16 protein-coding genes are annotated in these 18,573 nt (G+C 71.3%); all 16 read left to right on the forward strand.

Annotated elements, in window-relative coordinates; all coding sequences use genetic code 11:
- Positions 1–409 precede the first annotated feature (409 nt).
- The 16 genes from rsmH (at position 410) to ACZ434_RS04695 (ending at position 18,123) form a co-directional block, all read left to right on the forward strand.
- Complete coding sequence (gene rsmH, locus ACZ434_RS04620) at positions 410–1,366, forward strand: 16S rRNA (cytosine(1402)-N(4))-methyltransferase RsmH (protein WP_468451711.1); 957 nt, start codon at positions 410–412, stop codon at positions 1,364–1,366.
- A 95-nt stretch (positions 1,367–1,461) separates the two neighbouring features.
- On the forward strand, positions 1,462–1,977 hold the full coding sequence (gene ftsL / locus ACZ434_RS04625; protein ID WP_468451713.1) for a cell division protein FtsL: 516 nt from the start codon (positions 1,462–1,464) through the stop codon (positions 1,975–1,977).
- A gap of 5 nt (positions 1,978–1,982) precedes the next feature.
- Positions 1,983–3,935, forward strand: a complete 1,953-nt coding sequence (locus ACZ434_RS04630) for a peptidoglycan D,D-transpeptidase FtsI family protein (RefSeq protein ID WP_468451715.1) — start codon at positions 1,983–1,985, stop codon at positions 3,933–3,935.
- A 170-nt stretch (positions 3,936–4,105) separates the two neighbouring features.
- Positions 4,106–5,635 (forward strand): UDP-N-acetylmuramoyl-L-alanyl-D-glutamate--2,6-diaminopimelate ligase, encoded by a 1,530-nt coding sequence (locus tag ACZ434_RS04635; protein WP_468451717.1) that lies wholly within the window; start codon positions 4,106–4,108, stop codon positions 5,633–5,635.
- Positions 5,632–7,047: a UDP-N-acetylmuramoyl-tripeptide--D-alanyl-D-alanine ligase gene (locus ACZ434_RS04640; protein ID WP_468451719.1), complete on the forward strand. Its 1,416-nt coding sequence runs from the start codon at positions 5,632–5,634 to the stop codon at positions 7,045–7,047. The genes ACZ434_RS04635 and ACZ434_RS04640 overlap by 4 nt, the downstream gene beginning before the upstream one ends.
- A complete protein-coding gene (mraY, locus tag ACZ434_RS04645; RefSeq protein WP_468430056.1) occupies positions 7,044–8,117 on the forward strand; it encodes a phospho-N-acetylmuramoyl-pentapeptide-transferase in 1,074 nt (357 codons plus the stop codon). Before ACZ434_RS04640 ends, mraY begins: the two co-directional genes overlap by 4 nt.
- Positions 8,099–9,517 carry a UDP-N-acetylmuramoyl-L-alanine--D-glutamate ligase gene (gene murD, locus ACZ434_RS04650; protein ID WP_468451721.1) on the forward strand — a complete coding sequence of 473 codons (1,419 nt, stop codon included), beginning with the start codon at positions 8,099–8,101 and terminating at the stop codon, positions 9,515–9,517. Before mraY ends, murD begins: the two co-directional genes overlap by 19 nt.
- An 87-nt stretch (positions 9,518–9,604) precedes the next feature.
- Positions 9,605–10,957 carry a putative lipid II flippase FtsW gene (ftsW, locus tag ACZ434_RS04655; protein ID WP_468451723.1) on the forward strand — a complete coding sequence of 451 codons (1,353 nt, stop codon included), beginning with the start codon at positions 9,605–9,607 and terminating at the stop codon, positions 10,955–10,957.
- Positions 10,958–10,963: 6 nt separating this feature from the next.
- Positions 10,964–12,058, forward strand: a complete 1,095-nt coding sequence (gene murG, locus ACZ434_RS04660; protein WP_468451725.1) for an undecaprenyldiphospho-muramoylpentapeptide beta-N-acetylglucosaminyltransferase — start codon at positions 10,964–10,966, stop codon at positions 12,056–12,058.
- 25 nt (positions 12,059–12,083) lie between these two features.
- Positions 12,084–12,878 carry a cell division protein FtsQ/DivIB gene (locus ACZ434_RS04665; RefSeq protein WP_468451728.1) on the forward strand — a complete coding sequence of 265 codons (795 nt, stop codon included), beginning with the start codon at positions 12,084–12,086 and terminating at the stop codon, positions 12,876–12,878.
- Positions 12,879–13,157: 279 nt separating this feature from the next.
- Complete coding sequence (ftsZ, locus tag ACZ434_RS04670) at positions 13,158–14,351, forward strand: cell division protein FtsZ (protein ID WP_468451729.1); 1,194 nt, start codon at positions 13,158–13,160, stop codon at positions 14,349–14,351.
- A complete protein-coding gene (pgeF, locus tag ACZ434_RS04675; RefSeq protein WP_468451731.1) occupies positions 14,348–15,076 on the forward strand; it encodes a peptidoglycan editing factor PgeF in 729 nt (242 codons plus the stop codon). Before ftsZ ends, pgeF begins: the two co-directional genes overlap by 4 nt.
- Positions 15,077–15,082: 6 nt before the next feature.
- Positions 15,083–15,802: a YggS family pyridoxal phosphate-dependent enzyme gene (locus ACZ434_RS04680; RefSeq protein WP_468451733.1), complete on the forward strand. Its 720-nt coding sequence runs from the start codon at positions 15,083–15,085 to the stop codon at positions 15,800–15,802.
- A 129-nt stretch (positions 15,803–15,931) separates the two neighbouring features.
- Positions 15,932–16,573 (forward strand): cell division protein SepF, encoded by a 642-nt coding sequence (locus ACZ434_RS04685; RefSeq protein WP_468451735.1) that lies wholly within the window; start codon positions 15,932–15,934, stop codon positions 16,571–16,573.
- Between the two features lie 49 nt (positions 16,574–16,622).
- On the forward strand, positions 16,623–16,913 hold the full coding sequence (locus ACZ434_RS04690; protein ID WP_004932337.1) for a YggT family protein: 291 nt from the start codon (positions 16,623–16,625) through the stop codon (positions 16,911–16,913).
- Between the two features lie 52 nt (positions 16,914–16,965).
- Complete coding sequence (locus tag ACZ434_RS04695; protein ID WP_468451738.1) at positions 16,966–18,123, forward strand: DivIVA domain-containing protein; 1,158 nt, start codon at positions 16,966–16,968, stop codon at positions 18,121–18,123.
- Positions 18,124–18,573 lie beyond the last annotated feature (450 nt).

Here is an 18,573-nt window from a genome sequence, read left to right on the forward strand (position 1 = left end):
GGTAATGCTCGGAAGGGCGCCGGGCGCGTCGTGAGACGGGACAAAGAACGCCAGTGATCCTTGTTGTGAGGCGATCCACAGGACCCGTGTGACACCCCTCCCACGAGTGATGGGACCCGTATGTCCCTTGACGCGCCGTGCGGACCGCGACGCGCAGGCCGGTTGATTGACCGGGCGGAACCGTGGACTAAAGTGACGCCAAGCGGGAGGCGAGACCGCCCGCTGCACTGAATTCCCCCGGAGACCCCGGCCACGACCAGGGAATCTCCCCGCGTGCGCGGCGCGTACGTACGGCTCGGCCTCCTCCCGCCGCCGCTCGGCCGACGCCTGTGGCGCCGGCCGCCCCTTGCATCCGGGGAGGGCGGGGACCCGGCGGTGCGTGGACGCCCGCCGGATTTGAGAGGGTCACTTGAGCAACAGTCGACACGTCCCGGTGATGCTCCAGCGCTGCCTGGACCTGTTGGCACCCGCCCTGGAACAGCCCGGAGCGGTGGTGGTCGACTGCACCCTCGGCCTCGGCGGCCACAGCGAGGCCCTGCTCCGGCGGTTCCCCGAGGCCCGGCTCGTCGCCCTGGACCGCGACAAGGAGGCCCTGCGCCTGTCCGGCGAGCGGCTCGGCCCCTTCGGTGAGCGGGCCACCCTGGTGCACGCCGTCTACGACGAGCTCCCCGACGTCCTCGACCGGCTCGGCATCCCGCGCGTGCGGGGCGTCCTGTTCGACCTCGGGGTGTCCTCCATGCAGCTCGACGAGGCCGGCCGAGGCTTCGCCTACGCCCAGGACGCCCCCCTCGACATGCGCATGGACCAGACGGCCGGCGTCAGCGCCGCCGAGGTCCTCAACACCTACCCGCCCGGCGAACTCGTCCGCATCCTGCGCGCCTACGGCGAGGAGAAGCAGGCCAAGCGCATCGTCTCCGCGATCGTGCGCGAACGCGAGAAGGAGCCGTTCACCACCAGCGCCCGCCTGGTCGAGCTGATCCGCGACGCGCTGCCGCAGGCCGCCAAGCGCACCGGAGGCAACCCGGCCAAGCGCACCTTCCAGGCCCTGCGGATCGAGGTCAACGGTGAGCTGTCGGTGCTGGAGCGGGCGATCCCGGCGGCCGTGAAGGCCCTCGACGTCGGCGGACGCATCGCCGTGCTGTCGTACCACTCCCTGGAGGACCGGCTCGTCAAGCAGGTGTTCGCGGCCGGCGCCGCCACCACCGCCCCGCCCGGACTCCCGGTCGTCCCCGAGCAGTACCAGCCCCGGCTCAAGCTGCTCACGCGCGGTGCCGAACTTCCCACCGAGGAGGAGATCGCCGAGAACCGCCGCGCGGCACCCGCGCGGCTGCGCGGCGCCGAGCGGATCCGGGAGGACGTCGATTGAGGCGCGGACGGTACGGACGGCACGGCACGGACGGCACCTGAGGCGGGTGACGGGCCGGGCACACGGGTGGGACGAGCGAACTCAGGGGAGCGTGAGTGAGTAGGAAACCCGAACCGCGGGGGCGACCCGAGCTGAAGGGCCGGGCCGCCCGGCTCGCGCGGCTCCTGCCCACCGGCCGCGCCCAGGCGGCCCGCACCCCCTTCGTCCTCCTCGTCGTCGTCCTCCTCGGCGGCGGGCTGATCGGCCTGCTGGTGCTGAACTCCGCCCTCAGCGAGGGCGCCTTCCAGCTCGACGACCTCCAGCGGGAGACCAAGAACCTCACCGACGAGGAACAGGCCCTGCAGCGGGACATCGACGCCTACTCCGCCCCCGACGCGCTCCAGCGCCGCGCCCGCGAACTCGGCATGGTGCCCGGCGGCGACCCCGCCTTCCTGGACCCCGGCGGCAAGGTCAGGGGCGTGCCCAGCGCAGCCTCCGCCGTCCGCGCCCCCCTGGTCCTCGCCCCCGAGGCGCTGGCCACCGCGACCGTCCCGCCGCCCACCGGGGCGCCGAGCCCGTCGGCCGCCGCCCCCGCGCCCTCCTCCGCGACGACCCCGACCCCCGGCAGGTGACGGAAGTGTCCGACAGGGAACCGCCCCGCCGCCGGGTGCCCGGACCCGCCGGCCCGGGTGCCGTACGCCGCCCCGGACCCGGCGCCCGCCCCTCCCGCGGCCCCGCGGGCCCGCGGCCCGGCGCGCCGAAGGTCATCCGCCTGGGCAGCCCGCGCCCCCGGCTGCGCCTGATCGGCGTCGCCCTGACCCTCGTCCTGCTCGCCTTCGTCGTACGCCTGTTCCAGGTCCAGGCGGTCGACGCGAGTACCTACGCCGGCAAGGCGGAGCAGAACCGCTACGTCGGCCAGGTGCTGGCCGCGGAGCGCGGCGAGATCACCGACCGCAACGGCGTGGCCCTCGCGACCAGCGAGGACGCCTACGACATCACCGCCGACCCCACCATGTTCGCCCCGGACGAGCTGGACATCACCGACGGCCCCGAGCAGGCCGCCGCGCTCCTCGCCCCCATCCTCGGAGCGGAGCCCGACGCACTGGTCGAGAAGCTGCGGCCGGAGAACAAGGCCCTGCGCTACGTCAAGCTGGCCGGCCGCCAGACCCCGCAGGTCTGGAAGCAGATCAAGGAACTCAAGGGCGTCCTCGCCGAGAAGGCCGAGCACGACGAGTCCACCGTCAACGTCCTGGCCGGTGTCTTCTCCGTGCCCACCAGCAAGCGGGTGTACCCCAACACCGAACTCGCCGCCGGGATACTGGGCTGGGTCAACGCCGAGGGCAAGGGCGGCGGCGGCATCGAGCTCCAGCTGGACAAGCGGCTGGCCGGCGAGGACGGCAAGATCCGCTACGCCCAGTCCGGGGGCCGTCTGGTGCCCACCGCGGGCGGCGCCACCGAGACCCCCGCCGTCCCCGGCAGCGACATCGAGCTGACCATCCACCGCGACATCCAGTGGGCCGCGCAGAACGCCATCAGCGAGCAGGTCGAGAAGTCGGCGGCCGACCGCGGCTACGTCATCGTCCAGGACACCCGCACCGGCGAGGTCCTCGCGATGGCCAACGCGCCGGGCTTCGACCCGAACAACCTCTCCGAGGCCGATCCGAAGGCACTCGGCAACGCGGCCCTGCAGGACGCCTTCGAGCCCGGCTCCACGGCCAAGGTCCTCTCCATGGCCGCCGTCCTCGAGGAGAACGCCGCCACCCCGGGCACCCATGTGGTGGTGCCCAACCGGCTGCACCGCGGCGACCGGCTCTTCAAGGACGACGTCGACCACCCGACCTGGTACCTCACGCTCAACGGCGTGCTCGCCAAGTCCAGCAACATCGGCACCATCCTCGCCACCGGCCAGCTCGGCAAGACCCAGTCCGCCGCCAACAAGGTCCTCTACCAGTACCTGCGCAAGTTCGGCCTCGGCAGCCACACCGGCCTCGGCTTCCCCGGCGAGACCAAGGGCATCCTCGCCCCGCCGGACGCCTGGTCCACCTCGCAGCAGTACACGATCCCGTTCGGCCAGGGCGTGTCCATCAACGCCATGCAGGCCGCCTCCGTCTACTCGACCATCGCCAACGGCGGCGTCCGCGTCGAACCCACGCTCGTCCGCGGCTCCAAGGGGCCCGACGGACGCTTCACCCCCGCCCCCAAGCCCAAGGAGACCCGGGTCGTCAGCGAGAAGACGGCGAAGACGCTCGCCCGGATGCTGGAGTCCGTCGTGGACGACGAGGAGGGCACCGGCACCAAGGCGCGCATCCCGGGCTACCGGGTCGCGGGGAAGACCGGTACGGCGAACCGAGTGGATCCGGCCACCGGCAAGTACCACGGCTACACCTCGTCCTTCGCCGGGTTCGCGCCCGCCGACAAACCCAGGATCACCGTCTACTGCGTCATCCAGAACGCCACCGAGGGCAGCTACTTCGGCGGCCAGATCTGCGGACCCGTGTACAAGCAGGTCATGGAGTTCGCCCTGAAGACCCTCCAGGTGCCGCCGACCGGCGCCGCACCCGCCGACCTTCCGGTCACCTTCAAGCCCTGACCCGTACCGAGCACCGAGCCACCAGGAACCACCTCGTGACAACGATCACCCCGGACCCCGGGAACCAGCACACCCCCCACACCTCGCTTGGCCCCGCCACCACCGCGCCCGGTACGCTCACCGCCGTGCCACACGCTGATCAGTACCGAACCGCCCAGAAGGGCCACCCCGTGACATATCCGGGACCGCCCCGCCCGGACCGGGTCTCCGCCACACCCCTCGCGGAACTCGCCGGTCAGCTGGGTGCCGCCGCCCCGGAGCAGGCCGCCGACGTCACGGGCATCACCCATGACTCGCGCGCCGTCCGCCCCGGCGACCTGTACGCCGCCCTCCCGGGCGCCCGCGCCCACGGAGCCGACTTCGTCACCCAGGCGGCCGGCCTCGGCGCGGTCGCCGTGCTGACCGACCCGTCCGGGGCCGAGCGCGTCGCCGCGACCGGACTGCCGGCGCTGGTGGTCGACGACCCGCGCGCGCGGATGGGCGAACTGGCCGCCACCATCTACGGCCACCCGGGCCGTGACCTGCTCCAACTGGGCATCACCGGAACCTCCGGCAAGACCACCACCGCCTACCTGGTCGAGGGCGGCCTCAGGACCGTCCGGAGCACCGGTCTGATCGGCACCGTCGAGATGCGCATCGGCGACGAGCGCATCAAGTCCGAGCGCACCACGCCCGAGGCCACCGACCTGCAGGCGCTGTTCGCCGTCATGCGCGAACGCGGCACCGACGCGGTCGCCATGGAGGTCTCCAGCCACGCGCTGGTCCTCGGCCGGGTCGACGGCTGCGTCTTCGACATCGCCGTCTTCACCAACCTCAGCCCGGAGCACATGGAGTTCCACTCCGGGATGGAGGACTACTTCCAGGCCAAGGCGCAGCTGTTCACGCCCGCCCGCAGCCGGCTCGGCGTGGTCAACGCGGACGACGAGTACGGCCGCCGCCTGGTCAAGGAGGCCGGCGTCCCGGTCGTCACCTACTCCGCGGAAGGGCACCCCGACGCCGACTGGCGCGCCGAGGACGTCGAGGTGGGCCCGCTGGACTCCACGTTCACCGTGGTCGGCCCCGAGGGTGAGCGGATCACCGCCCGCTCCCCGCTGCCGGGCCCCTTCAACGTGGCCAACACCCTGGCCGCGATCGTCGCCCTCGCCGTCGCGGGGCTCGACCCGCAGGCCGCCGCCGACGGCGTCGCCGCCGTGCCCGGTGTGCCGGGCCGGCTGGAGCGCGTGGACGCCGGACAGGCCTATCTCGCCGTCGTCGACTACGCCCACAAGACCGACGCCGTGGAATCGGTGCTGCGCGCCCTGCGCAGGGTCACCGAGGGCCAGGTGCACATCGTGCTCGGCTGCGGCGGCGACCGCGACCGGACCAAGCGGGAGCCGATGGGCGCCGCCGCCGCCCGGCTCGCCGACACCGCCGTACTGACCTCCGACAACCCCCGCTCCGAGGACCCCCTCGCGATCCTCGCCGCCATGCTCCAGGGCGCCGCCTCGGTGCCCGCCCACGAGCGCGGCGAGGTGCAGGTCTTCGAGGACCGGGCCGCCGCGATCGCCGCCGCCGTCGCCCGGGCGCGGCCCGGCGACACCGTGCTGGTCGCGGGCAAGGGCCACGAGCAGGGCCAGGACATCGCCGGGGTGGTACGTCCCTTCGACGACCGCCAGGTGCTTCGCGAAGCCATCAGGAAGACCCAGGGGATGAACTTGTGATCGCCCTCTCCCTCGCCGAGATCGCAGAAGTCGTCGGCGGACAGACGCACGACATACCGGACCCGTCCGTCCAGGTCACCGGGCCGGTGGTCCGGGACTCGCGGGAGGCGGGTCCGGGCAGCCTGTTCGTCGCCTTCGTCGGCGAACGCGCGGACGGACACGACTACGCGGCCGCGGTCGTCGAGGCGGGCGCGGCAGCCGTGCTGGCCTCCCGGCCCGTCGGCGTGCCCGCGATCGTCGTCGAGGACGTCCAGGCGGCCCTCGGCGCCCTCGCCCGGCATGTCGTCGGCCGGCTCGGCGCCACCCTGGTCGCGCTCACCGGCTCCGCCGGCAAGACCAGCACCAAGGACCTCATCGCCCAGGTGCTCGGCAGCAAGGCGCCGACCGTCTTCACCCCCGGCTCCCTCAACAACGAGATCGGGCTGCCGCTGACCGCGCTCACCGCCACCGAGGAGACCAGGTTCCTCGTGCTGGAGATGGGAGCGCGCGGAATCGGCCACATCCGCTACCTCACGGGTCTGACCCCGCCGAGGGTCGGCCTGGTCCTGAACGTCGGCTCCGCCCACATCGGCGAGTTCGGCGGCCGGGAGCAGATCGCCCAGGCCAAGGGCGAGTTGGTGGAGTCCCTGCCCCCGGCCGAGGAGGGGGGCGTCGCGATCCTCAACGCGGACGACCCGTTCGTACGGGCCATGGCATCCCGTACGAAGGCGAAGGTGATCCTTTTCGGAGAGTCCGACGAAGCGGACGTCTCGGCCGAGAACGTGCGACTCACGGACAGCGGACAGCCCTCCTTCAGGCTTCACACACCCTCCGGTGCATCCGATGTGACCATGCGCCTGTACGGTGAGCATCACGTGTCGAACGCGCTCGCCGCGGCCGCCGTCGCCCACGAGTTGGGCATGTCCGCTGACGAGATCGCCCGTGCGCTCTCCGAGGCGGGCTCCCTCTCCCGCTGGCGGATGGAGGTCACCGAGCGCCCGGACGGCGTGACGGTCGTCAACGACGCCTACAACGCGAACCCCGAGTCCATGAAGGCAGCGCTGCGCGCGCTGGTGGCCATGGGCAGGGGGCGTCGTACGTGGGCGGTGCTCGGCAAGATGGCCGAGCTCGGGGACGAGGCGCTCGCCGAGCACGACGCGGTCGGACGGCTCGCCGTCCGGCTCAACGTCAGCAAGCTCGTCGCGGTCGGGGGCAGGGAAGCCGCCTGGCTGCAACTGGGCGCATATAACGAGGGTTCGTGGGGTGAGGAGTCGGTGCACGTGTCCGACGCACAGGGGGCGGTCGACCTGTTGCGCAGCGAATTGCGCCCGGGGGATGTCGTACTCGTGAAGGCGTCCCGTTCGGTCGGGCTCGAGAGCGTGGCGCAGGCGCTGCTCGAGACCGGTGCCGAGGGTGAGGTCGCCGCCCGATGATGAATCAGATCCTGTTCGCAGGAGTCATTGGCCTCTTCCTGACGCTGATCGGCACCCCGCTGCTGATCAAGCTGCTCGCCCGCAAGGGCTACGGGCAGTACATCCGCGACGACGGACCGCGCGAGCACGCCAGCAAGCGCGGTACGCCGACGATGGGCGGTATCGCCTTCATCCTGGCGACACTCGCCGCCTACTTCCTGTCCAAGGTGATCACCGGTAAACCCCCGACCTTCTCGGGGCTGCTGGTGCTCGGCCTCATGGTCGGCATGGGCATGGTCGGCTTCCTGGACGACTACATCAAGATCGTCAAGCGGCGTTCGCTGGGTCTGCGGGCCAAGGCGAAGATGGCCGGCCAGCTCATCGTCGGCATCGCGTTCGCGGTGCTCTCGCTGCAGTTCGCGGACTCCCGCGGGCAGACCCCGGCGTCCACCAAGCTGTCGTTCATCACCGACTTCGGCTGGACCATCGGCCCGGTGCTGTTCGTGGTCTGGGCGCTGTTCATGATCCTCGCCATGTCCAACGGCGTGAACCTGACCGACGGTCTGGACGGTCTGGCGACCGGCGCCTCCGTCCTGGTCTTCGGCGCCTACACCTTCATCGGCGTCTGGCAGTTCCAGGAGTCCTGCGCCAACGGCGAGACGCTGACCAACCCGGGTGCCTGCTACGAGGTGCGCGATCCGCTGGACCTGGCGGTCGTCGCCTCCGCGCTGATGGGTTCCTGCCTCGGCTTCCTGTGGTGGAACACCTCCCCGGCCAAGATCTTCATGGGCGACACCGGTTCGCTGGCGCTCGGCGGTGTGCTCGCGGGTCTCGCGATCTGCTCCCGCACCGAGCTGCTGCTGGCCATCCTGGGCGGTCTGTTCGTCCTCATCACCATGTCGGTGGTCATCCAGGTCGGCTCCTTCCGGCTCACCGGCAAGCGGGTCTTCCGGATGGCGCCGCTCCAGCATCACTTCGAACTCAAAGGCTGGTCCGAAGTCCTTGTGGTGGTCCGCTTCTGGATCATCCAGGGCATCTGCGTGATCGTCGGACTCGGCCTCTTCTACGCGGGATGGGCAGCGGACAAGTGACCGACTGGCAGGGGAAGAACGTCACCGTCGCCGGACTCGGCGTCTCCGGAGTCCCGGCGGCCAGGGTGCTGCACGGACTCGGCGCGAAGGTCACCGTCGTCAACGACGGCGACGACGCACGGGCGCGTGAACAGGCCGCCGAACTTCAGGCGCTCGGCGTCATCGTCCGTCTCGGCGACGGCGACACCCTGCCCGAAGGCACCGAACTGATCGTCACCGCCCCGGGCTGGAGGCCCGACAAGCCGCTGTTCGCGGCGGCGGACGAGGCCGGCGTGCCGGTGTGGGGCGACGTCGAACTCGCCTGGCGGCTCAGGAAGCCCGGCGCGGCCCCCTGGCTCGCGGTCACCGGCACCAACGGCAAGACCACCACCGTCCAGATGCTCGCCGCCATCCTGGAGGCGGCGGGCCTGCGTACCGCCGCCGTCGGCAACATCGGCGTCTCCCTCCTCGACGCGGTGCTCGGCGAGGAGGAGTACGACGTGCTCGCCGTGGAGCTGTCCAGCTACCAGCTCCACTGGGCACCCTCGCTGCGCGCCCACTCCGCGGCCGTCCTCAACCTGGCCCCGGACCACCTCGACTGGCACGGTTCCATGGAGGCGTACGCCGCCGACAAGGGCCGTGTCTACGAGGGCAATCGGGTCGCCTGCGTCTACAACACCGCCGACAAGGCGACCGAGGACCTGGTCCGCGAGGCCGACGTCGAGGAGGGCTGCCGGGCCGTCGGCTTCACCCTGGGCACGCCGGGACCCTCCCAACTCGGCGTCGTGGAAGGCATCCTGGTCGACCGCGCCTTCGTCGAGGACCGGCACCGCAGCGCCCAGGAGCTCGCCGAGGTCTCCGACGTCACGCCCCCGGCCCCGCACAACATCGCCAACGCCCTCGCGGCCGCCGCCCTCGCCCGCGCCTACGGGGTGCCCGCGAGCGCCGTACGGGACGGCCTGCGGGCCTTCACCCCCGACGCCCACCGCATCGCGCACGTCGCGGACCTGCACGGCGTCGCCTACGTGGACGACTCCAAGGCCACCAACACCCACGCCGCCGGCGCCTCGTTGGCCGCGTACGAGTCGATCGTGTGGATCGCCGGCGGCCTCGCCAAGGGCGCCACCTTCGACGAACTGGTCGCCGGCTCGGCGAAGCGGCTGCGCGGCGCCGTGCTGATCGGCAGGGACCGCGCCCTCATCCGCGAAGCCCTGGCGCGACACGCCCCCGAAGTACCCGTGGTCGACCTCGGGCGGACCGACACTGGGGCGATGCTCCAGGCTGTCCGTGAGGCCCGGCGGCTGGCCCGGCCGGGCGACACGGTGCTGCTGGCCCCCGCCTGCGCCTCGATGGACATGTTCGCCAACTACAACAAGCGCGGTGACGCGTTCGCCCAGGCGGTGCGCGAGCTCGGCGCCTGACCCCCGGCCCGCCTGGTGCCGGGCGACCTTGGGAGGGACGCGTGGGACCGTCTAGGGCCTGTTGTCCGGCGTGCCGTGGAGGCCGTGATGCCCAGTAGCCGTACCGGCCGGCCGCCCGTGCGGCGGGCCGCGGGCCGGCCCGCCGTGCCCGGACCCCCGCGCGAGAACCCCCTCCGCACCCTGATCGACCGGGCGCGCAGGGCCTGGGACCGGCCGCTGACCGCCTACTACCTGATCCTGGGCGGCAGTCTGCTCATCATCGTGCTGGGCCTGGTGATGGTCTACTCGGCCTCCCAGATCACCGCGCTGCAGAGGTCGCTGCCGGGTTCCTACTTCTTCCGCAAGCAGCTGCTGGCCGCCGGCATCGGCGCCGTCCTGCTGCTCGCGGCCTCCCGCATGCCGGTGCGGCTGCACCGCGCGCTGGCCTACCCGATCCTCGCGGGTGCCGTCGTCCTGATGGCCCTGGTGCAGGTGCCGGGGATAGGAGTCGCGGTCAACGGCAACCAGAACTGGATCGCCCTCGGCGGCACCTTCCAGCTCCAGCCCAGTGAGTTCGGCAAGCTCGCGCTGGTGCTGTGGGGCGCCGATCTGCTGGCCCGCAAACAGGACAAGCGGCTGCTGACCCAGTGGAAGCACATGCTGGTGCCGCTGGTACCGGCCGCGTTCATGCTGCTCGGGCTGATCATGCTCGGCGGCGACATGGGCACGGCCATCATCCTGACGGCGATCCTTTTCGGCCTGCTGTGGCTGGCCGGAGCACCGACCCGGCTGTTCGTCGGCGTGCTGTCGATCGCCGCGCTGCTCGGCGCGATCCTCATCCGCACCAGCCCCAACCGTATGGCCCGGCTCGCCTGCCTCGGCGCCACCGAGCCCCAGTCCGGACCGGTCGACTGCTGGCAGGCCGTGCACGGGATCTACGCCCTCGCCTCCGGCGGCATCTTCGGTTCCGGACTCGGTGCGAGCGTGGAGAAATGGGGCCAACTCCCCGAAGCTCACACGGACTTCATCTTCGCCGTCACCGGTGAGGAACTGGGCCTGGCGGGGACGCTGTCGGTGCTCGCCCTGTTCGCGGCTCTAGGCTATGCGGGTATCCGCGTGGCCGGACGCACGGAGGACCCCTTCGTGAGGTATGCCGCGGGAGGCGTGACCACCTGGATCACGGCCCAGGCCGTGATCAACATGGGTGCGGTGCTCGGTCTGCTGCCGATCGCCGGTGTCCCGCTCCCGCTGTTCTCCTACGGAGGGTCCGCCCTGCTGCCGACCATGTTCGCCATCGGGCTGCTGATCGCCTTCGCGCGTGAGGACCCCGCTGCGCGGATGGCGCTTGCGATGCGGCAACCCCGCTTTGGTAAAAAGCGGGTCAGGGGATCTCAGCGGCCCCGGAGATGGAACACGATGCGACGGCGCGCCCCGGTGGCGCGTTCGTCCGGAGAGCGGTGAATTTCGGTGCATGTCGTACTCGCCGGCGGAGGAACCGCGGGCCATATCGAGCCCGCGCTCGCCCTCGCGGATGCCCTGCGCAGGCATGACCCGGCCGTGGGCATCACGGCCCTGGGCACGGAACGCGGCCTCGAGACCCGACTCGTACCCGAGCGCGGGTACGAACTGGCGCTGATCCCCGCCGTACCGCTGCCGCGCAAGCCCACCCCCGAGCTGATCACCGTGCCGGGCCGGCTGCGCGGCACCATCAAGGCGACCGAGCAGATCCTGGAGCGCACCAAGGCGGACGCCGTGGTCGGCTTCGGCGGCTATGTCGCCCTGCCCGGCTACCTCGCGGCCAAGCGGCTCGGTGTGCCGATCGTGGTCCACGAGGCCAACGCCCGCCCCGGCCTGGCCAACAAGATCGGCTCGCGCTACGCCGCCCAGGTCGCCGTCTCCACGCCCGACAGCAAGCTGCGCAACTCCCGCTACATCGGCATCCCGCTGCGCCGCTCCGTCGCCACCCTCGACCGGGCCGCCGTGCGCCCGGAGGCACGGGCCGCGTTCGGGCTCGACCCCAACCTGCCGACGCTGCTGGTCTCCGGCGGTTCGCAGGGCGCCCGCCGGCTCAACGAGGTCGTGCAGCAGGTCGCTCCGTGGCTCCAGCAGGCCGGGATCCAGATCCTGCACGCGGTCGGCCCGAAGAACGAACTGCCGCAGGTGCAGCAGATGCCGGGAATGCCCCCGTATCTGCCGGTAAGTTACCTGGATCGGATGGACCTCGCGTACGCCGCCGCCGACATGATGCTCTGCCGCGCGGGCGCGATGACCGTCGCCGAACTCTCCGCCGTCGGACTCCCGGCCGCCTACGTCCCGCTGCCCATCGGCAACGGCGAACAGCGGCTCAACGCCCAGCCGGTGGTCAAGGCCGGCGGCGGACTGCTGGTCGACGACGCGGAGCTCACGCCCGAGTGGGTCCAGCAGAACGTGCTGCCGGTGCTCGCCGACCCGCACCGGCTGTACGAGATGTCCCGCGCCGCCGCCGAGTTCGGCCGCCGGGACGCCGACGACCTGCTCGTCGGCATGGTGTACGAGGCGATCGCCGCCCGTGCGCACCGCTAGACGCGTATGACGGAAGGCAGGGAGCGTGGCCGGATCGACCACCGCGGAGCGCGGTGAACGCAAGCGGGAGTCGTCCGGCCCGCCGCCCGTCCGGCGGTTCGGGCGACGGCGACTTCGTCGGATCATCGCATCGTCGGTTGTTCTGGTGTTCGTCGGCAGCGGCGCGTTCTGGCTGCTGTACGGGTCCGATCTGGTGCGTGTGGAACGGGTGTCGGTCTCCGGCACCCGCGTCCTGACGGCGGACCAGGTGCGCGAGGCCGCCGACGTCCCCCTCGGGGAACAGCTGATTTCCGTCGACACCGGGGCGATCGAAGCCCGGCTCGCGAAGGCATTGCCCCGAATTGACACCATTGACGTGGTCCGTTCCTGGCCGCGCGACATCACGCTGAAAGTCACGGAACGCACTCCGGTCCTTCTCGTCCACAAACAGGGGAAGTTCATCGAAGTGGACGATGAAGGTGTCCGGTTCGCCACGGTTTCCAAGGCCGTCAAAGGTGTACCCGAGCTGAAATGGGAGACCCCCCGAAGGGGTTCGGCCTCGGCGAGCCTGCGCCGGTTCGGCGAGGACCGGCTGGTGCGGGCGGCGGTGCGGGTGGCCGGCGCCGTTCCGGACTCCGTGGCGCGGACGGTCCGGAGCGTCAAGGTCCGTTCCTACGACGACATCTCGCTGGAGTTGACGGACGGCCGGACGGTCGACTGGGGGAGCGGTGAGAAGGGCGCCGAGAAGGGCCGTACTCTCACCGCGCTGATGAAAGCCGAGCCCCGCGCGCGGCACTTCGACGTCAGCGTTCCCACAGCCCCGGCGTCATCAGGGAGTTGACGGGTATCCGTGCAGGCCAGCACCCTGGTTGGGCAGCGCTACGGCTGATCACATAGGGTGAAAAGAAAAACGGGAGGTTCGGCGTGTTCGTTGAACGTGCGCCACTTGTCGACTTAGTGTCCTGTTCAGAAGACTCCAGGGAACGGACACACTGGTAACCCTAAACTTCAACGTTAGGGTTCGGGTCGGCGATACGGACCGTCCCATTCGGCATCAGTCGTCGGATCGCGGCGCACCCGCGAGAAGGCGACACGTAACTCGAGGCGAGAGGCCTTCGACGTGGCAGCACCGCAGAACTACCTCGCAGTCATCAAAGTCATCGGTGTCGGCGGCGGTGGTGTCAATGCCATCAACCGGATGATCGAGGTCGGTCTCAAGGGCGTCGAGTTCATCGCCATCAACACCGACGCGCAGGCGCTGTTGATGAGCGACGCCGACGTCAAGCTCGACGTCGGCCGCGAACTCACCCGCGGACTCGGCGCCGGAGCCAACCCGGCCGTCGGCCGCAAGGCCGCCGAGGACCACCGCGAGGAGATCGAGGAGGTCCTCAAGGGGGCCGACATGGTCTTCGTGACGGCCGGTGAAGGCGGCGGCACCGGCACCGGCGGCGCGCCCGTCGTGGCCAACATCGCCCGCTCGCTCGGCGCCCTCACCATCGGCGTGGTCACCCGCCCGTTCACCTTCGAGGGACGGCGCCGTGCGAACCAGGCCGAGGACGGCATCGCGGAGCTCCGCGAAGAGGTCGACACCCTCATCGTGATCCCGAACGACCGGCTGCTGTCCATCTCCGACCGCCAGGTGTCGGTCCTCGACGCCTTCAAGTCGGCGGACCAGGTCCTGCTCTCCGGTGTGCAGGGCATCACCGACCTCATCACCACCCCCGGTCTGATCAACCTCGACTTCGCCGACGTCAAGTCGGTCATGTCCGAGGCCGGTTCGGCCCTCATGGGCATCGGCTCGGCCCGCGGCGACGACCGCGCGGTGGCGGCGGCCGAGATGGCCATCTCCTCGCCGCTGCTCGAAGCCTCCATCGACGGCGCCCGCGGTGTGCTGCTCTCCATCTCCGGCGGTTCCGACCTCGGTCTGTTCGAGATCAACGAGGCCGCCCAGCTGGTCAGCGAGGCCGCCCACCCCGAGGCCAACATCATCTTCGGCGCGGTGATCGACGATGCCCTCGGCGACGAGGTCCGCGTCACCGTGATCGCGGCCGGCTTCGACGGCGGCCAGCCGCCCGCCAAGCGGGACAACGTGCTCGGCTCGTCCTCGGCCAAGCGCGAGGAGCCGGCCCCGGCCGGCCGGCCGGAGAGCCGCCCGTCCTTCGGCTCGCTCGGCAGCGTCACGCCGAAGGAGGACCCGGAGCCGGTCGCCCCGGAGCCGGTGGCCGACATCCCGGCCGTCCAGCCCCCGGTCCCGCCGTCGCGGACGTACGACAGCGCGGCCGAGGAACTGGACGTACCGGACTTCCTGAAGTGATAGGACTGCGCGAGAGCGTGAGCGGCGCGCACTTCGCCTTCACCGACCGGTGGGGCGGGGTGAGCGCCGCTCCCCATGCGGAGCTCAACCTCGGCGGAGCCGTCGGCGACGATCCCGGAGCCGTCCGCACCAACCGGGAACTGGCCGCCAAGTCCCTCGGCCTGGACCCGGCCGGCGTGGTCTGGATGAACCAGGTGCACGGGGCCGACGCCGTCGTGGTCGACGGGCCGTGGGGCGACCGCCCGGTACCGGAGACCGACGCGATCGTCACCGCGCGGCGCGGACTCGCCCTCGCGGTGCTCACCGCCGACTGCGTACCGGTGCTGCTCGCCGACCCCGTCGCGGGAGTCGTCGCCGCGGCCCACGCCGGCCGGCCCGGCATGGCCGCCGGGATCGTCCCCGCCGCCGTACGGGCCATGACCGGACTCGGGGCCGACCCGGCGAGGATCGTCGCCCGCACCGGACCCGCCGTCTGCGGCCGGTGCTACGAGGTGCCCGAGGCGATGCGCGCCGAGGTGGCCGCCGTCGAACCGGCGGCGCACGCCACGACGGGCCGGGGCACGCCGGCGGTCGACGTGGCCGCGGGAGTGCACGCCCAGCTCGAACGGCTCGGGGTGCGCGACCGGGAGCAGTCGCCGGTGTGCACGCTGGAGTCGGCGGATCACTTCTCGTACCGCCGCGACCGCACCACCGGGCGGCTCGCGGGCTATGTGTGGCTGGACTGATGGGACATGACGGACCGTAAGGACGAACTCGCCTCGAACCTGGCGAAAGTGGAGGAGCGGATCGCCGCCGCGTGCGCCGCCGCCGGACGTGCGCGCGAGGAGGTCACCCTCGTCGTGGTCACCAAGACCTACCCGGCCGCCGATGTGCGGATCCTGTCGGAACTCGGTGTGCGGCACGTCGCCGAGAACCGCGACCAGGACGCCGCCCCCAAGGCGGCCGAATGCGCCGATCTGCCCCTTACCTGGCACTTCGTGGGTCAACTTCAGACCAACAAGGTGCGTTCGGTGGTCGGTTACGCCGACTTCGTGCACTCCGTCGACCGTTCCCGGCTGGTGACGGCTCTCTCCAAGGAGGCCGTGCGGGCCGGGCGCGAGATCGGCTGTCTGATCCAGGTGGCGTTCGACGCCGGTGCGAGCGGCCGGGGGGAGCGCGGGGGCGTCGCGCCTTCCGGGATCGCGGAGTTGGCCGGTCTGGTCGCCGGGGCCGAAGGGCTGCGGCCGGCCGGGCTGATGACGGTCGCCCCGCTCACCGGGGAGTACGCCGGACGTGAACAGGCGGCCTTCGAGCGGTTGGTGGATTTGTCGACCGACCTGCGCAGGGCCCATCCGGCTGCGAACATGGTCTCGGCAGGGATGAGTGCGGACCTCGAACAGGCCGTGGCCGCCGGAGCGACACATGTGCGCGTCGGCAGTGCGGTACTCGGAGTCCGCCCCGGGCTCCGGTAACGTCGCCAAGAAGTCGGACCACAGCAGAAAATATGGTCAGTTCCGCCGAACGGCGGACGTAAAGACCTTGTGGATCGCGGGCACTTGGCGGTCGTCAGCGGATCCACCACAGAGCGGAGGACTCGGAGCATGGCCGGCGCGATGCGCAAGATGGCGGTCTACCTCGGCCTCGTGGAGGACGATGGGTACGACGGCCGCGGATTCGACCCAGACGACGACTTTGAACCCGAACTCGACCCGGAGCCCGAGCGGGACCACCGGCGGCACGAGCCGTCGCACCAGCCCCACGGCTCACATCAGCCCCAAAGGGACGAAGAGGTACGAGTCGTACACCCTCCCGCGCCGCGCGAACCGGTCGCCCGTGCCGCCGCGCTCCCCGCGGAATCGCCACGCCCGGCGCGCATCGCGCCCGTGGCATCCATCACACAAGAACGCGCAAGTCTGGAGAAGAACGCACCGGTGATCATGCCCAAGGTCGTGTCGGAACGAGAGCCTTACCGGATCACCACGCTTCACCCCCGGACCTACAACGAGGCCCGTACCATCGGGGAACACTTCCGTGAGGGCACGCCGGTGATCATGAATCTCACTGAGATGGATGACACAGATGCGAAGCGACTTGTCGACTTTGCGGCCGGTTTGGTGTTTGGTCTTCACGGCAGCATTGAGCGGGTGACGCAGAAGGTGTTCCTGTTGTCGCCTGCTAACGTCGATGTCACGGCGGAGGACAAGGCCCGCATCGCAGAGGGCGGGTTCTTCAACCAGAGCTGAGACGCAGGACCGGACCGAGCAGTGCACAGGGGAGAGGGAAAAGCAGGCCATGAGCGTGTTCGCGCAGGTGATCTACATCGCGCTGATGGTGTTCCTCATCGTGCTCATCTTCCGGCTGGTCATGGACTACGTGTTCCAGTTCGCCCGCTCGTGGCAACCCGGCAAGGCGATGGTGGTCGTCCTGGAGGCCACCTACACTGTCACCGATCCACCGCTGAAGCTTCTGCGGCGGTTCATCCCGCCGCTGCGTCTCGGGGGCGTGGCGCTCGACCTGTCCTTCTTCGTCCTGATGATCATCGTCTACATCCTGATCTCGATCGTGGGCAATCTCGCGAGGTGACTGTGGACGATACGGTCTTGCCGACTGCCGATGACTACGTTGAGGTGAAGAGATGCCGTTGACCCCCGAGGACGTGCGGAACAAGCAGTTCACGACCGTCCGCCTCCGAGAAGGCTATGACGAGGACGAGGTCGATGCCTTCCTCGACGAGGTCGAAGCCGAACTGACGCGCCTGCTGCGCGAGAACGAAGACCTGCGCGCCAAGCTGGCCGCGGCCACGCGTGCCGCCGCGCAGAACCAGCAGAACATGCGCAAGCCTCCCGAGCCGCAGGACCAGCAGCAACAGCAGGGGCCGCCTCCGGGCATGCCCCAGCAGGGCATGCGAGGTCCCGGCGCTCCCGTGCCCGCCGGCATATCGGGCCCGCCGCAGCAGCAGATGGGTGGCCCCATGGGTGGCCCGCCCCAGCTGCCGAGCGGTGCTCCCCAGCTGCCCGCCGGCCCCGGCGGACAGGGCGGCCCGCAGGGTCCCGGCCCCATGGGTCAGGGTCCCGGGCCGATGGGCCAGGGCGGCCCGATGCAGGGGCAGATGGGCCACGGCGGCCCGATGGGAGGCCCCATGGGCGGTCCTCCCGGTCTTCCCGGTCAGCAGCAGGGCGGCCCCGGCGGCGACAGTGCCGCGCGGGTGCTGTCGCTGGCCCAGCAGACCGCCGACCAGGCGATCGCGGAGGCCCGTTCCGAGGCCAACAAGATCGTGGGCGAGGCGCGTTCGCGTGCCGAGGGCCTCGAGCGGGACGCCCGCGCCAAGGCCGACGCCCTGGAGCGGGACGCGCAGGAGAAGCACCGCGTCGCGATGGGCTCCCTGGAGTCCGCCCGCGCCACGCTGGAGCGCAAGGTCGAGGACCTGCGCGGCTTCGAGCGCGAGTACCGCACGCGGCTGAAGTCCTACCTGGAGTCGCAGCTGCGTCAGCTGGAGACCCAGGCGGACGACTCGCTCGCCCCGCCGCGTCAGCCCGCGAGCGCCGCTCCGTCGCTGCCGCCGTCCCCGGCGCCCTCGATGGCTCCGGCCGGTGCCGGTGCGCCGTCCTACGGCGGCAACCAGGGCATGGGCGGCGGCCCCGGCGGCCCGTCCGGCCCGTCGTACGGCGGTCAGCAGCAGATGCAGCCGGCGATGACCCAGCCGATGGCGCCGGTGCGTCCGCAGGGCCCCTCGCCGATGGGTCAGGCGCCCTCGCCGATGCGCGGCTTCCTGATCGACGAGGACGACAACTGACGGCCCTCCGGCCATGAGTAGGGCGTAGCAGTCGGCAGCGTTCAGGGGCGGGGGGGGGGGGGGGGGGGGGGGGGGGGGGGGCGACCGGGGGGGGGGGGGGGGGGGGGGGGGGGGGGGGGGGGGGGGGGGGGGGGGGGGGAAGAGGAGGGGGAAAAGGGAGAGGGGTTAGGGGGGGGGACCCCGGGGGCAGGGAACCGGGCCCCCCGCCCCTTGTGCTGCGCCGGCTGTTCGAGAGGGGGCGCTGTGTGCTACGGACACAACGCCGAAGGCCCGGGGCCACCGAGATTTTCTCGGTGGCCCCGGGCCTTCGGTGCCTGAGCCCCTGTGAGGTCGTCCGGCGGGCGCGCGGCGGGGCCGTGCATCGGCACGGCCCCGCGCCCCCGGAGACGTTATGTTTTTTTCCACCAGGAAGGTCGGGGCCAGGGCTCGTCCCTTGACGGGGAACCATCA

The sequence above is a fragment of the Streptomyces sp. NPDC030893 genome, from assembly GCF_055571535.1.